8 protein-coding genes are annotated in these 16,495 nt (G+C 55.1%); 5 read left to right on the plus strand and 3 right to left on the minus strand.

From position 1 onward, the window contains the following. Positions 1-474: 474 nt before the first annotated feature. Positions 475-1,344 carry a hypothetical protein gene (locus tag MMC1_RS17440; protein WP_011714950.1) on the plus strand — a complete coding sequence of 290 codons (870 nt, stop codon included), beginning with the start codon at positions 475-477 and terminating at the stop codon, positions 1,342-1,344. Between the two features lie 203 nt (positions 1,345-1,547). Here the strand turns inward: MMC1_RS17440 and MMC1_RS17445 are convergent, their stop codons facing one another. The 3 genes from MMC1_RS17445 to MMC1_RS17455 all read right to left on the minus strand — a co-directional run bounded on the left by MMC1_RS17445 (position 1,548) and on the right by MMC1_RS17455 (position 12,732). Further along, entirely contained in the window at positions 1,548-2,588 is a 1,041-nt protein-coding gene (locus MMC1_RS17445; RefSeq protein WP_011714951.1) for an HD-GYP domain-containing protein, read from the minus strand. A 149-nt stretch (positions 2,589-2,737) separates the two neighbouring features. After that, positions 2,738-10,702 carry a transporter substrate-binding domain-containing protein gene (locus MMC1_RS17450; protein WP_011714952.1) on the minus strand — a complete coding sequence of 2,655 codons (7,965 nt, stop codon included), beginning with the start codon at positions 10,700-10,702 and terminating at the stop codon, positions 2,738-2,740. A gap of 113 nt (positions 10,703-10,815) precedes the next feature. Further along, positions 10,816-12,732: an ABC transporter ATP-binding protein gene (locus tag MMC1_RS17455; RefSeq protein ID WP_011714953.1), complete on the minus strand. Its 1,917-nt coding sequence runs from the start codon at positions 12,730-12,732 to the stop codon at positions 10,816-10,818. A 246-nt stretch (positions 12,733-12,978) separates the two neighbouring features. On the opposite strand from MMC1_RS17455, the gene MMC1_RS17460 reads away from it, so the two are divergent. From MMC1_RS17460 to MMC1_RS17475, 4 genes are all read left to right on the plus strand, one after another. Beyond that, positions 12,979-13,455: a phosphate-starvation-inducible PsiE family protein gene (locus MMC1_RS17460; protein ID WP_011714954.1), complete on the plus strand. Its 477-nt coding sequence runs from the start codon at positions 12,979-12,981 to the stop codon at positions 13,453-13,455. 74 nt (positions 13,456-13,529) lie between these two features. Beyond that, positions 13,530-14,579 carry an SPOR domain-containing protein gene (locus tag MMC1_RS17465; protein WP_011714955.1) on the plus strand — a complete coding sequence of 350 codons (1,050 nt, stop codon included), beginning with the start codon at positions 13,530-13,532 and terminating at the stop codon, positions 14,577-14,579. After that, positions 14,576-14,809 (plus strand): sulfurtransferase TusA family protein, encoded by a 234-nt coding sequence (locus MMC1_RS17470; RefSeq protein ID WP_011714956.1) that lies wholly within the window; start codon positions 14,576-14,578, stop codon positions 14,807-14,809. Before MMC1_RS17465 ends, MMC1_RS17470 begins: the two co-directional genes overlap by 4 nt. Before the next feature lie 3 nt (positions 14,810-14,812). Then, entirely contained in the window at positions 14,813-16,495 is a 1,683-nt protein-coding gene (locus MMC1_RS17475) for a 7TMR-DISM family protein (protein WP_011714957.1), read from the plus strand.

The raw sequence follows: 16,495 nt of genomic DNA on the forward strand, positions 1-16,495 counted from the left end.
CTTACCCCAATTAAGGGGGTATCCTCGGCATTATCACCACTAACACCTTAACAAAACAAAGAAAATATAAATCTACCCTAATGCCAGCCGGGATAAAAGGAAACCGCGCGGCTTGTTATCCTTTTCCCTCAACAAACACCCGACCCGCAGCGGGTTGTCCTGTTGTATGGCGGAATATGCCTTCTCCCCCAAGACTGGACGGCTCATGCCCATTTCTAACCGACCTGATCACAGCCCCCCCCACCCGCCCACGCTGCCAGCTCTGCTTAGATTCCATGCTGCTACAAGGGGTTGACACTCCACAGCCAACCCCGTTACCAGGCTCCTCATTTTCCCCACCACAGCATCCCTTGCAAAAACCCCATGATGCCTGCTTAGCACTTGAAATCTCTCCTATTTAGGCTTATGTTAAAAACCTGCGATGTGATAATCGGTGCCTAATGACCACGGCACTTAAACCCAACGGAGTCATCCATGCCAACCCGAATCTTGGTTAACGCTACCCCCAACAATATCCATATCCTCCGCATGGATGCAGAGAGCTTGGTGGAACTTGCCGAAAGTAAAACCGATTTTTCCTACCGTGTGCGCAACCGTGCAGAGCTTGAGCGGGAATATGGTGGTATTGAGTTCATCCCTGCCGCCATTCGCTCCATGATGGATGCCGAGGGTGGCTTGGTGGAGTACACCGACCTGCACGGCCACGACATTCAAAGCCCACAGGACCGCGCCCCGACCGAAACCGATCTGGCTGCCCACTGGATAGAAAAAGCCCTGCCCAACCATAAACTGTTTGCTGATATGCCTGCTGTCGAAGCGTGGTTGGCAACCCTCAGCGACGCTGATCAAGCCCCCTTGCGCGAAGCGTGGGATCGCTTTAAACAAAAACAAGCCTCTGGTGAACTGGCAACGGGTGGACATTGGGACTATCTCATGATTACCGCCGCACCCGGTGCCATCGCGTTTCAACTGCTGGACACCCAGGCCCTGATCGAGCTTGCCGAAAAACGCACCGGCTTTGATTATGTGAGCCTTGGCCGTGAAGCCCTGGAGCGGGAGTTTGGTGGCGAAGCCTTTGTGCCCCCCGTTTTCCAATCCATCCTAGCATCTGGCAACCATGTCATCGAATATGAGGATCTGCATGGTCACACCGTGCGGGCCGATCCTGACGAAGCACCGCCACCCCAAGATTTGGCCGCGCGCTGGCTGGAACATGATCTAAAGTTGGTCAAGGTTGTTACCAACATCGCCGATGCCGAACAGTGGATCCAAAACCACCACGGTCCTGCTAAAGAAGAACTGCTCGCCGCTTGGAGCAAAGAGAAGCCCTTTCTCTCCGCCTAATGCCCAGACCTTCCCCCCTCTATGCCATGACAACCCTAGGTATAGAGGGGGTATCCCCAGCAACAGCCCCCGCCGCACACCACCGCGCTGCCAACCTAACGCTTGATAGGCTCGCCACATGCCCTAGACGCCGCACCCAACCTAACCACGGCGGTCGAGGGCGCCCTTCATGCAAAAGCCGCCCCTAAGCCGACCACGCCGCGCTATCCGTGGCTGGATTCCCCGTAGCGTGCCTTAATCTCCAGTGCTTCAGGCAAGGTTTTAAGAAACACCGGCACCAAACTGGGATCAAAATGGGTGCCAGCATCCTTTTCAATAATCTCCACCGCCTTCTCCACCGACCACGCCTTTTTATAGGGACGCTCGGAGGTGAGCGCATCAAACACGTCGGCAATGGCGACGATCCGGCCTGCCAGGGGAATCTGCTCCCCCCGCAGACCGTGCGGATAACCGCTACCATCCCACTTTTCATGATGGGTCAAGGAGATCTCTTTAGAGAGGCTCATCAGCTCCGAATCATGGTCCCCAATAATCTCAGCCCCCATCACCGGGTGTCTGCGCATCACGAGCCACTCTTCATCATCCAACTTACCGGGTTTGAGCAAAACATGATCGGGGATGCCGATCTTGCCAATATCGTGCATGGGGGCCGCATTAAATACCAACTCAGTCCATTGCGCCGAGATGTTTAAAGCCTCTGCCATCAGCCGGGCATAGTGGCTCATACGGATCACATGTAGGCCGGTCTCATTATCCTTAAACTCCGCCGCACGACCCAACCGGCGAATAATCTCCAACCGAGTCTGCACCAACTGCTCGGTGCGTACCTGCACCATACGCTCCAGCTCCCGCTGCTGATCGTACAACGCCAACTGGGTGCGCACCCTAAGCTCTACAATGGGTGGACTGATGGGCTTGGTAATATAATCCACCGCCCCCAGCTGCAACCCCTCTAACTCATCCTCTACCGTCGCTTTGGCGGTGACAAAAATCACCGGTATGTGGGCGGTTATGGGGTCCGCTTTAAGCCGTCGGCACACCTCATAGCCATCCATGCCGGGCATCATCACATCCAACAAAATCATGTCGGGGCGCGGCTCCATGGCTGCAATACGCAGCGCCTTTTCCCCATTGAGCGCCGCCTTAACGCGGTAGCAGCTGCGTAGCACGCCGGAGAGAACTTCAATATTTTCTGGGGTATCATCCACCACCAATAGCGTGGCCTTTTCCACCAATTCGCCCATCTGTCGTCTCCTTTTTCACCCTTGCTACGCCTTTGCGCACCAATCCCGCATCGCCCCAAACCCAACCCAGCAGACCGCACCCACCTTCGGCAAACCAGCCTAGCCAGTCAACCACCCCCATGAACCCCGTTATGCCACAGGCTACCAGCCTAACCCAACTGCTCCAGCTTCGCCAACAGCGCACGCACCACCGTCGCGGCCTCCTCAAAAGCATAACGCTCGGCCAACTGGCCCGCTTGATGCGCATCCTCACCCAACGACGACACGCTTTGTAACATCTGGGAAAGCGCCTCTGCGGCCTCCCCCGCGGCGGTATCATCCTCCTCTAACAGGTGCAGCAGAGCGCGGGCCGCTTCCCGCACCTGGGGCAGATCAATCTGGGCACCCTCATCAGCCCCTGCAACCGCCGCCTCCAGCGCCTGCAACGCCAACAAGGCCGCCTCAAAATCGTATCCACTCACCGCCTCACTGAGCTGCTTAGCCAGCGGGGCTAAGGGGCTTCCCGCCAACATGGGTAGTAACGGCTCAACCAAACGGGCTGACGCCACATCATCCTCTTCCAACAAACGGCGCAGGGCTGACAATCGCTGGGCCAATGGTTCAGCCTGCACCCCATCTGCTGGGCTGCTGACCTGCGCCGTAAACGCCAACCCCCCCAGCACCTGCTGCAAAGCTTGCTCGGTGGTTGCCAACAAGGCTTCATCCACGGGGGTATCGTGGGCTTTCAGGTTGGCCTCTAGCGCCTTTGCCGCCTCAAATAGGTCTCGTGCACCAAGGGTACCACTCACCCCTTTAAGGGTATGTATTTGACGCACCGCATCCTCACGCTCACCTTGTTGCAAATGCCCCTGCATGCGCACCAATGCTGCGGCTTGATTCTCGCGGAATTTACCCAATAACCGCCGATATAGGGAAACATCCCCCCCTGAACGGGCTAATCCCTCCTGCAAATGGATCCCCGGCAGGCTTGTGGGGAACGCATCCCCCTCACCCACATCCACCGGCTCTGCTGTTGTCACCGCAAGCACCGGCTCTACCACCAATCCTGACGGTTTAATCCACTGGGCCATGGTGGTAAACATCTCGCGTACATCAATGGGTTTACTCACGTGGGCTTGCATGCCTGCGGCCTTGGCTTTCTCCAGATCAGCCGCCATCACATTGGCTGTCATGGCGATCACCGGTAGATCCTTAAAAGCCGCCTGTTTGCGGATTTCACGGGTGGCCGTGTAGCCATCCATAATGGGCATTTGTACATCCATCAACACCCCATCAAAGGGCTCTCGCTGAAGGGCCTGCAAAGCCTCGACACCATTTTCCGCCAGCTTGGCCAAAATGCCGGCATTGGCCAATAACTCCAGAGCCAGCTCTTGGTTAATCTCGTTATCCTCCACCAACAACACCTTGGCACCACGCAGCAGGATGATGGCTTCTGACTCTTCAACCTGCCGCTCATGGGCACGACGGCCTGATACCCCTTCCCGGCCCAAGGCGCCCATCACCGCATCCAACAGTGTCGAGGGTGAAACAGGCTTGGTCAGAAAGCCCTTGAGTTCCACCCCTGTCGCAGCCTGCACGGCCTCTTCCCGGCCATAGGCGGTCACCATAATGACCATAGGCAGCTCTTGCAAATCGTCATTATGCTGCATGGCGCGGGCAGTCTGAAGCCCATCCATATCAGGCATTTTCCAATCCATTAGCACAACCTGTACCGGATCGTTTAACGCCGCCGCGGCTTCAACTTTAGCCAAAGCCGCTGCGCCACTCTCTGCCGTGTCTACCCGAAAACCAAAACTTTGCGCCATCTCCGCGAGAATCTCCCGCGCGGTGCTGTTGTCATCCACCACCAACAGATGCAGATTCGCCAAATCCCGCTCTACCCGCAGCGTCTCTTCGCCCCGCACTTCGCCCAACCCAAACCATGCACTAAAGTGAAAATCGCTGCCCTGCTCAGGCACACTATCCACATCAATTTCACCCTCCATCATCTCCACCAACCGCTTGGAGATGGCCAATCCCAGGCCAGTACCGCCAAACTTACGGGTGGTGGAGGCATCCGCTTGGCTAAAGGATTTAAACAACAACCCCTTCTGCTCCGGGGTCATGCCGATGCCACTATCCTTGACGCTAAAATAGAGTTTAATGCGCTCCGTGGTACGCTCCAGCTGCTGCACCTTTACCACCACATCCCCATGGGCGGTAAACTTAACCGCATTGTTGCCTAGGTTGATGAGCACCTGCCCCAGCCGCAAGGGATCACCCTTGAGCGCCGTATGCAGCCCTGGCGGTAAACTAAAGTGCAGCTCCAACCCTTTCTCTTCAGCCTTTAACCCCACCAGATTGGAGAGGTTATCCAACACATCCTCCAGTCGAAAATCAATGAACTCCATGGTGAGTTTACCGGCTTCGATCTTAGAGAAATCCAGAATATCGTTAATGATCCCCAACAACGCCTCGGCCGAGCGCTTAACCTTGGTAATATAGTTACGCTGGCGCCCATTTAGATCGGTCTGTAACGCCAGATGGCTCATGCCGATAATGGCATTCATAGGGGTACGAATCTCATGGGACATGTTGGCTAAAAAATCGCTCTTGGCCTGGTTTGCCGCATCCGCAATCTCCTTGGCTTGCTGAATGGCATCCGCCGCTAGCTTACTGGCGGTAATATCCATGGTAATGCCATACATATCCGTCGCTTTGCCCTGTTCGTCTCGCTCTACATGGCCCATTGCATGAATCCATACCACCTTGCCATCCAGGGGGCGTTTATAGGCGTAGATGCTGTCATAGCGAGGCACCGTGCCATTGATGGCCGCTGTAAAATTGGCCAAGGTTGCTGCTGACGCCAGCTTATCCCCCGCCTCCACATTGGCAAACCACTCATCCATCACATGGTAACGCCAATCGGGCCGTGGTGGATCGCCAAACACCGCCGCAGCACGCTCCGACGAGTTATAGTAGCCATCCTCTGCGGTCAGGGGGACATGCCAGTAACCCGCCTGACTAAGATCCAGCGCCTGATCGCTGAGAAAGTTGGCCAGACGTAGCTGCTCTGCTGAGCGCTTGAGGGCATCAATGTCCTGATGAATGCCCACCAGACGCTTGGCAACACCCTGCTCATCCCACTCCACCCCGCGCCCAATATCCAAAATCCATTTCCACTCTCCCGATTCGGTCAACATCCGATACTCGGCCCGAAACTCCTCGGTTTCACCCCGCAAGTGGGCCTCTAACCGCTGCTGGGTTTCCGGCAGGTCGTCGGCATGCACCAACGCCAACCAGCGTTCAAACGTGTTGCCATAACGGGCATCCAACGCCTCTTTGGTGTAGCCAATCATCGCCGACCAAATATCGTTGGTAATCAGAGAACCGGTCTCCGCTTGCCAATCCCATAATCCCAAGTTGGCACCCTGTAGGGCCAGCACCAACCGCTGTTCACTCTCTGCCAAGCGCTTCTCATCGGCCTTGCGCTGGGTGATGTCACGAAACACCACCACCGCACCCACCCGTTTGCCCCTTTTTTGCATGGGTACAGCGGTATACTCAACCGGAAAGGCGTGACCATCCTTATGCCACAACACCTCGTCGGTAATGACCCGCACGGCCCCCTCTGCAAAGGCGGCCCGCATGGGGCACTGCTCATGGGCATAGGGGCTGCCATCGGGATGGCTATGGTGCACGGTATCGTGCATAAGCATCCCGGTCAGCTCATCTTCGCGATAACCCAACATAGCCGCCGCCGCAGGGTTGACAAAGGTGGTACACCCTTGGGCATCCATACCAAAAATACCATCGGTCACAGAGGTCAAAATCAGCCGGCTACGCTCCTCTGACTCGGAAAGGGCGGCCTCCATCAGTTTACGCTCGGTTATATCCTGCACCGTGCCCACCATGCGCCGTGGCTGGCCATCCTCTTGGTGCTCCATAATGGCCCCCCGCGAGACCAACCAACGCGCCGTGCCATCCTTGGCTCGTGCCCGGTACTCCACCTCGTAACGATCCAACACACCAGCCCGGTAGTCATTGCCACGGGCCAATACCAATTCACGATCCTCAGGGTGTATGGTCTCTAACCACGTCTGCCTCAAGACCGGGCTAATCTCATCCAACCCATAACCCAACATCTCTGCCCAACGTTGGTTAACCACCATCTCATCTGTAATCAAGTTGACGTCCCAGTAACCCAGGGAACCCCCTTCTAGGGCCAAATTAAGGCGCTCTTCACTGCGTTTGCGTTCGGTTACATCGGTCAGGGTAAACACCATCCCACCGGTTTCTGTTGGGGCCTGATGCACATCAATACTGCGTCGATCGGGGGTATTAAGCTCAATATTGCCACTCTGTTGTTGGCGCATGCTCTGTAGCTGCTGCCGAACCATGCTCTCTTCATCCACCGCGCCATAATCCCCACGGACGACCAGATAGCGCACCACCGGTTCAATGGGTTTACCCACACCAACCAGTGTTTCAGGTAGCTGCAACAGAGACAAATAGTGACCATTGACAATAAGAATGGTTAGGGCCTGGTCCAGCATGATGAGTCCGTTAGACATGCTCGATAGGGCCAGATTAAGCCCCTCCGAAGCCCTATTCAGGGCCATGGTACGGCTCTGCACCATATCCTCTAGCTCATCTTTGGATTTAAGCAGTTGACGGTTGGCCCGCTCCCCCAGCAGCGCACTGAACACCGTCAGTGCCAACGACAGCAACAGCGTGACGGCCAACACCCACAGCAAGGCATTACGATTGGCATAATAAGAGGTTAGGGCATCTTGCACATCCACCTCACTGACCATGCCCAAGCCCAACTCGCTATCCCATAACCATACCCCCAGCACCGGCACCCCGCGATAGTCCCGATACCCCTCAATATCCTGCCCACTCTGGCCCTTAATCGCGGCTTGCGCCATGCGTGTCAGGGGATATTGATCCCTCGTTTTGTGGGGTGTATACCCCTTAAATAGATCTCCACCAGGATCCCCCAAGCGCAGATTGAGAATACTGTTCTCCTGCTCACCCACCAATTTAAGTTGCTTGAGTTGATAGAGAAATCTACTCTCTGAGGCCAGAATGCCCGCTTGGTTAAACAGATAGGTCTCGCCGGTTTTATTGAGCCGCCCGACATTGGCAATACGGGTCCACTCTTGGGTTGGATCCAAACGTTGCGCCAGGGCTGCCAGGGTCTGCCCGGTGGCATTTTTAACCGGCTCCATCATAAAGAGAGATGGCCGTGCCTCCCCTTCCACGGGTTCGAGCAGAGGCGCAATAAACACACCCTCCCCGGCAAACACTTTAGCCAATGCATCGGCCCTAAGGCTGGCCAACGCATGCTGCTTACCCAAATCATGGCTGTTGGTGGAAAAACGTATGGTGCCTGTGGCATCCAGCAAGGCAAAACTTTGTGCTTCACGGGCAAGTATGACCCGCTGAAAATGGGCGGCCATCTCCTGCTGGGCCGGATTGCGACTCAGGTCAGCCAAATCGCTCGCGACCAAGGCTTGCGTATAATGGCGAATCTCCAAATCACGTGCCATGGCCTGTAAAAAATTACGATTGCCGCGCACCCAAATCGAGAGCGCTTCGTGGGTGGTCTGCAACAGGGTGCTCAAGGACTCGCCGGTGCGTTGTCGCGTCTGCCGCTCTTGGTGCTCTATAAACAGCCATGCCATCACCACCACAAACACCATGAGCACAGCCACCAAGCTCACGCCCAGCGTTTTAGCGGAACGGGATCGATAAAAGCTTTGCACATCGGCCCCACTGCGATCCAGAATCCGCTCAACCACCAGCAGCACACCCACCAGCGCCAGCACCATCCAACCAAGCCGTCCGTAGGGGATACTCTCCAACTGACTCGGCTCCATGCCCTGGGTCAGACTACCCCCCCCCCAACTGCGCTGAATGCGTTCCCGTTCACTTGCGGGAATCGCCGCGATGGCTTTATCCATAATCGCCACCAAAGGCTGCCAATCTTGACGAATGCCAAAGGCCAGATCGTCGCTGTAGGGCGAGACAAAATTCACCTTTAAGTTGGTAATCGCCAGCTCATTGACCCGATGCACCGCCGCTAGCTGATTGGCTAACAACGCATCCACTTCACCCACAGAGAGCGCTTTAAGGGCCACTTCCAAGTTTTTATAGGGAAAAATCTTTTGCTGGGGATGGTTGCGACGCACCAACTCTTCGGTCATATAACCCTTAACGACACCCAAACGGGTTTCGCGCAGGTTGTCCATCTTTTGCAGATCCTCCACCGTATTACGGGTTAACACCGCAATAGGTACCTGCATATAGGGTCGGCTAAACAAAAACTGCTTGCGTCGCTCTGGGCTTGGACTGAGCGCTGAAATCACATCAATTTCGCCCCGTTTGGCGCGGGCAAGCATCGCTTCCCAATCCAGATTTTGCACCGGTTCCATGCGCACGCCGATGCTCTGTTCAACCTCTTTTACATAGTCGCTAATCATGCCCTTATGGATACCGTTGCGATCCATAAACTCAAAGGGGGGCCGAGCAGGATCCACCCCCAAGCGGATATTTGGATGCTCCCGCAACCACACCCGCTCTTGGGGCACCAAGCCTAGGTTTTCTCCCACGGCCACACGCTCGCTGCCCGGATCAACCGCCCCACCAAACCATTTTCTCTGGAGAGCCCCCAACTCCTCTTGTGTAACCGCGTCAATCCCCTTTTGCAGCAAAGCTGCGAGCAGCGGTTGCTCTTTGTGTACCGCCATGCGTAGCTGGTTGGAAAATGCGGTATCACGAATCAGACTATCCACCCGCAGGTTGGTTAAACCATAGGTCTGGATCAACCAATTTTCAATCGCCAGCCCCCCCACAGCAGCATCCGCTTCACCCCCTGCCACGGCTTGCAACGCCTCAAGCATGCCCTTGGTCAGGTGTTGTTGAATCTCTGGGTAACGATTGCCCATGAGTTCCTGATAAAAAAAGCCTTCGGGCACGGCTACCCGACGACCAACCAGCTCTTCAAAACGGCGCACGGGGGGTTGATCCTGGCGGGTGACAAACACCGGCGGATTATCCACATAGGGACGGGTAAAATTAAGATAGTGATCCCGCGCCTCGGTCTGCACAATGTTGAGCATAATATCCAGCTTACCCTGCTGCATCTGCTCAAGAAATTCAGACCAACGAGGGCCTGTCACATAACGGATGGTAAGCCCAAGTTTGGCTGCGACCAGATCCATAAAATCAATCGAAAAACCGCTGGGGCGACCCTCTACCACATAGTTAAAGGGGGGATAATCCTGTTCGTTGTGTACCAGCAGGGGTTCTGGATGGGTTGCTAACCACGCCTTCTCTGCCACGGTGAGCAGGGAGCCATGCTCCGCAATGGGCATGGGGTTGGCTTGATGGCGGGCGTAGATTGCCTCAATCTGACCGCTGGCCGCCATCTCTTGGAGAAGGTGATTTAAGGCCGGTGCCACGGCGGCTAGGGGTGAATTTTTGGAAAAACCAAAATAGTTCTCGATAATTTGTTCATGGCGAAAGGGGGCATAGGCATAATCTTTAAAGCCTAAACCGGCCAAGGCACTCTCCATGGCGGCTTGGTCCAACACGGCCACCACATCAGCCGTGCCCTCGATCAAGCGGGTCACCAGACCATAATCGCCCCCCTCAGTCGGCAGTTTGGTAATACTTTCATCTTGGTCAAACGCGGGAAAATAGGCCGTTTTGGGTTTAACCCCAACCGTTAGACCATGCAGATCGGCTAAACTGCGAATCTGCCGCTCCTGGCCCTTTCTCAGCAAAAACAGAATCGCCTTGTTCTGCTGACCAATCGGCCCTAAAAAATGCACAAAAGGCTCTCGCTCGGCCGTACGGATGGTCCGTGGTACCACATCCACCGCACCGCTTTGAAGATCTTTATAACTTTCTGAAAAAGGAACCGAACGCCACACAACTTTGCGCTGTAACTTGGCGGCTGCCTGCTCCAACACCTCTTTAAGGGGGCCACCCATAAAGCCGCCATGTACAATCATCTCGGGGGGGCGGTGACGGATATCGGCATGGATGGGGGGCTCATCCCCAGCCCAACTGGAGGGAAGCCAAGCAAGCAACCCAACCAACACCAATAATAGCATTCTCATCATAGAATCCTGCCAAAAGAGTAACCGTTCCACCCAAGCAAAGCTTACCCAATCTAACGCAGTTCCATTCCATGAGCCACTGTTTTACGCCCCCAGCATCTTGCCTTTGGTAAAAACTACTCAGGTAAAAAACCTCCAGATTGCCGCTCCCACAGTCGCCAATAGGCACCCTGTTTGGCCAGCAGCTCTCTATGGGTACCCATCTCCACAATCTCACCTTGCTCCAGATAGATAATGCGATCTAACGCAGTTAGGGTAGAGAGCCGATGGGCAATGGCAATCACCGTTCGACCCTCCATTAACTGCCATAAAGATGTCTGGATAAGATGCTCGGTTTGAGAGTCTAACGAGGAGGTTGCTTCATCCAAAATAAGAATCGGAGCATTTTTAAGAAAGGCACGGGCGATGGCAATCCGCTGCTTTTCACCCCCAGAGAGCTGCACCCCCAGCTCCCCCACTAGGGTTGCCATCCCTCCCGCGCGGCGTCCGATAAAGGCCATACAGTGGGCCTGAGCCGCCGCATCCACCAGCTCTTGGGGCTGGGCATCCAGTCGGGCATAAAGTAGGTTGTCCCCAATGCTGCGGTGCAACATGCCGGGCAGTTGGGGCACCTCGGCGATGGCATCGTTAAGGGAGCACAAAGTCACTTGGGCAATATCTTGTCCATCAATGCAGATACGCCCCTGCTGAGGGTCATACTGACGGCGCAGCAGCTTGACCAAGGTACTTTTGCCCGCACCCGATGGCCCCACCAACCCCACCTTTTCCCCTGCCTTAATGGTGAGGTCCAGACCGTGGAACACCCCATGTCCATCGCCATGGTTGAAATGTAGCCGCTCAAACACCACCTCCCCTTGGGTCACTTGCAACGGTTGCGCTTGGGGGGCATCTTGAATTTCATGGGGCTGCCCCACCATGGCCAACGCCTCGGCAAGAATGCCCAGCTGCTCATAAAACTCCAACATGCGTTGGGAAAGGTTCCACACGTTATTAACAACGATGGTGATCAGGGAAAAGACCAGCACAAAATCCCCCACCCCCAGCTCCCCTTTGACCACCCGGTGAACCACCATCGCCAGCAACAGCACTTGAAAAAACAGGGTGATGGTATAGAGCACACTGTTCATAATAATCAAGAACCAGCGCACCCGTTCCGACGCCTGCTGTTCCCGCGCCAAAAAACCGGCCAGTTGACGCCGTTCAAAGAGCTGACGACTAAAAGCCCGCACCAGCTCAATGTTGGTGATGGTGTCGATCAAGCGTCCAGCCGAGGTGGAAACCTCATCAGAAAAGGCGTAGGAGAGGGCCTGACAGCGACGGGCATAGAACAGAGCAACCCCTAAAAAACCCACCGACCAGCCCAACAGGGTTAAACTCATGGCGGGCCACATCTCCCAGAGCATCACCGTACCCATGGCCAGAATGGTAATAATCCGCACCCCATCATGCAGCAGGATATTGAGCAACGGCAGGGCACTCTGCCCGGCTTGTTTAATCTTTTGCCCCAGTTTTCCCGCAAAATTTTCTTGGAAATAACGTGGGCTATGGCCTTGCAAATAGGCGTAGAGGTAGGACTGTACGGCAAACCGCAAACGTGGCGCAGTGTAGAGGTCCAAAATTTGGAAAGCCCGGTTGCACAGCGATGAAAGCAACCAAATGCCCGCCACCATGGCAAACCAAAACCACGCTTGCTGGGCATCTACCGAGTGCCCACCCTGCCCCAAGGTCTCGACCAAGCGTCGCAGTACGGGGGGTTCACAACCCATCACCCCGATGGAGAGCGCGGCGACCCCCATCATCGCCAAGGCCCGTCCGGCAAAGTGGCGCCGCACCAGCATCCATAAAAAGGCGACCGGAGCACGCGGCACCGTTTCTTGAGGAAAATCCTCCGGGGCCAGATCCTCCCCATAGACGGGATCCAGCGAGGGGGCGTGCCTATCCGGCGGCGGTGCGTCATCGAAGAGCTGGTGCAGGGGGGGACGCCCCCCCGCTTGGTTGCCGGTGCGATCTATGGGAGGTGCATACTTTTCCATCGTTTATCTGCTCCATCCACCAAACCAAAGGCCGTGACGGCACCCTACCCGCCCCATTGTGTTGGGTTCTCCCATGGTAGCCAGCAAGCGCTTGGCCCCACCCTTAGCGGCTAAACCCCATCGCCGCCAAGTTTACACCTTAAAGCTCGGCCAGCAGAAAAAAACTCTGTTTAAGGCCGCGCTTTCTGGTCATAATGTCACCCTAACCTCAGGGGCTCCGCCCCCCTTGCAATAAGGATACGCCCCATGCTGGAAAAACCGCCTAACCTGTTTTGTAAAGAACGCTTATTGCCCTATTTTTACCATGTTACCAATGCGGTTTTTGGGGTTATCTTGCTCTTCTTGACCCTGGGTGTGGTCATTGGGGCCGGTAAACTGTTTTTGGGCCTGAGCGATCTGCTGCTGACAGGCGGCCTCGCAAACAGCTATCACACCTTAATTGCCGATGTGCTGTCGCTGTTTATCCTCATTGAGCTCTCCCGCTCTTTGGTGGAATACTTCGAGCAAAAACGCCTGCGTTTGGTGTTTATTGTGGATGCCGCCATTGTGTTCGTCCTGCGGGAGATCATGATTAAGCTGTTCCAAGAAAAAATGCATACCGAAGAGATCTATGCCTTTAGTGCCTTAATCCTGGCCTTAGGGGTCATTCGCGCCTCATCGGTCGTATTCTCCCCCAGTCACGCCCTACCTAAGCAGGCTGAGCGCAGCCCTGGGACAGCGTAACACCACACGCTTGCCGAAACAGCCTATCCTGATCACCTCGGCTTGGCACTTACCAACCCTATGGATCAAGCTCTATGTCTGCTGCCCATTTGCGTATACTACCCTCCCATACACACCCTCGCGGGTGGCGTTTGGGTTACGCTCTATGTCTGGTGTTGTTGCTCATCACCGGATGCAGCCCCGCAAGCAGCGTACCGCCACTTAGCCCAGTCGCCATTAAGCAACCCCCGCCCGCCCGCACCTATCGCTTATTAACCCTGCCCATCCAGGCAGAAGATCTCAGCGAGCGCGCCATTTTGCAACGCTGGTTAGACAACATTCACGCGACCCGTTCCCTGGAGTTCCAACCTCTGCCTGCCCCAGAAAATTGGGCTAAGATTGACCCAACGACCCCCCAGGGACGGGAGCGGTTCTCTTGGTTACAAGCCGATCAGCTCTTACAACTTAAAGTGGTTAAAGAGCCCCTGCAACAGGTTGTACTCAAGCTCTGGCTGCCCAACCAAGAAAAACCCCTGTGGAGCGAACAGATCAGCTACCTTAATAAGGATGATCTGGTGCTGGCTCTGCGTCTGCTTAAACGCCGCCTGCACCAATTTTTGGGGGATGCTGTGTGGATTATTCTCGAACCACAACCCACGGTCTTTCTTACCTTTCCCGACACCATGCAAGAGATCTTTAACCGACAAGGGCAAGATGATGCTGAGCTGAATAGCCCTACCTATGGGGGGGACAATCAACCGCTGCCCGGTGATGTTGAACTACCCCTGTTTTTACAAGAGGTTTCGACATCCCCTAACCCCCCGACTGAGCCAGAGCAGCCCCTTTTACCCGCACCCGCCCTCCCCACTGAGCGCGCTCAAGTGAGTGGCTACACCATCCAAGTCGGTGCTTTCCAAGATCGCCAACGGGCCAAATTGTTGGCCTCTCGGTTGGTCTCTTTGGGTTACAGCCCCATGCTGAGTCACTACCTCAATCGTAAGCAAGAGACTTGGTTTTTTGTCTGGATGGGTAACTACCCAACCCGCGAAGAGGCCGTTAAAGCCAGTGAAACCTTTCGGTCGGTCGTCGGCGAGCACCCCTTTGTCACCCGTATTCACGCCCTACATAAAATGATCGCGCCATGAGCACAGCCACACTCGATATTAGCCAAGACCAATGCCCCATAACTTTCGTTAAGGTTAAGCTGCACTTGGAGCAGATGCAGCCCGGTGAGCCCTTGCTTATCCTTCTGCGTGAAGGAGAGCCCCTGCTCAATGTGCCCCGCTCCCTGCTGGAAGAAGGCTATCTGGTGACCCCCCCACAAGCCACCGAACAACCGGGTGTCTATTGTATCGTCACCCGTAAGCCGCTGTAAGCCATGGCCCGCACCGCCGCACACCTGCTTTATGGCCTGTTCGTGCTCGTCAGCCTCTTGCTGAGCCCTACGGCGGTCTGTGCCCATGAACGTTTCTACGATGCCACCCATAATAGCCCCATACTGTTAATGCGAGAAACCCAACGCCAAAGCCTGCAAGGGCACTTTCAATTACTGCCCGCCCAGGCTACCCCATTGACCATTGAGCAGGTTATAAAACCGCAAATTACCCAACAATTTTTGAATATTAACTGGGGCTTTGCCGGCGGCTTTCAATCTGGCGAACGCTGGCTAAGGGTAAACCTGGAACGGGAGCCTGACGCGCCATCGCGCTGGATTATTGAGCTGGGCTCCGCGCTATTAGACCGTTTGGAACTCTACATCCCCACCCCCACCCCTGGCCACTATCAACGTGTGGTGTTGGGAGATCACACCCCCCTTAACCAACGCCCCATGGCGAGCCGGCTCTACAGCGTGCCCTTGGATCTTGGCTCTGCACCCCAGACCACCCTTTACCTACGTCTACAGACGCTACAGATGATGACCCTATTTGGCACCATCTGGCAGGAGCAAGCGTTTATGGAGAATGAGCGCCAAGACAATCTGATTTATGGCATGCATTTGGGTATTTTTTTACTGCTGATTGGGGTCAACCTGTTGGCGGGCATTTGGTTACGCGATCCTGTCTTGCGTATCTACGCGCTCTATTTGGTAGGTCTTATACTGATCCAAGCCAATACGGCCAATCTGTTCTTCTTGCTGTTGCCCATCACGTGGCCTTGGTTTAACGATTTTGTCCTGATTTTTGCCTTGCACATCATGACCATTGCGGTGATTTTGCTGTGGGATCATCTGCTGGAGCTCAAACGCTATCTGCCTACCATGCACAAGCTCTATCACGTACTGGTCATTGGGGTTGCCCTGGTGATGCCCTTTGGGCTCACCCAACAGGTCATCTATTTCTCCCCGCATATCATGAATTTAGCCTTTTATGTGTTTGCCCTTTCTAGCTTTTTAACACTCATCATTGCCTATCGCCGTCAAAGCTATGGACTTTACCTGCTTTACTTTATTGCCTTTTTGCCCACAGCCGTGGGCGGTTACATCTATCGGATGATGCAAGAGGGGACAATCCCCCATAATTTTTGGACGGAGCACGCCTTTCAATTGGGGAGCTTGAGCCATTTAATCCTGTTTACCTTGGTGTTGGGCTACCGCGTACAGTGCATGCAACAGGATCAGCGCCGGGCCCAAGAGGCTCTGCTTCGGGACATACAATCTACCGAGTTGGAGCTAGAGCGCCACGTTAAACGCCGCGCTATGGAGCTAGAAGCCGCCAGTGCCTCGTTAGAAAGCACCCATCAGCAACGCATGGTCGCCGTGCACATGGAGCGCCGCATCCGCCGTCGTCAGCGCACTTTTTTATCCCTGCTCTCCCATGAATTTCGCCAACCTTTAAGCGGTATCTTTCGCGCGGTGGAGATGATTCGCTTTAAACAGCCCAATCTGGACAGCACCACCCAAGCCGAGCTGCTCAGCATTGCTCAGGAGAGTAAACAGCTCGGTATATGGGTAGATACCCTGTTAACCGAGCATGCCCGCTTAAATCAAGAAGAGGATGAAGAGGAAGAGGCATTGCTGTGGGATGATGAAGATGACTCGCCCCTGATGGATACAAAACCATAG

The organism is Magnetococcus marinus MC-1 (assembly GCF_000014865.1).
GTDB lineage: Bacteria > Pseudomonadota > Magnetococcia > Magnetococcales > Magnetococcaceae > Magnetococcus > Magnetococcus marinus.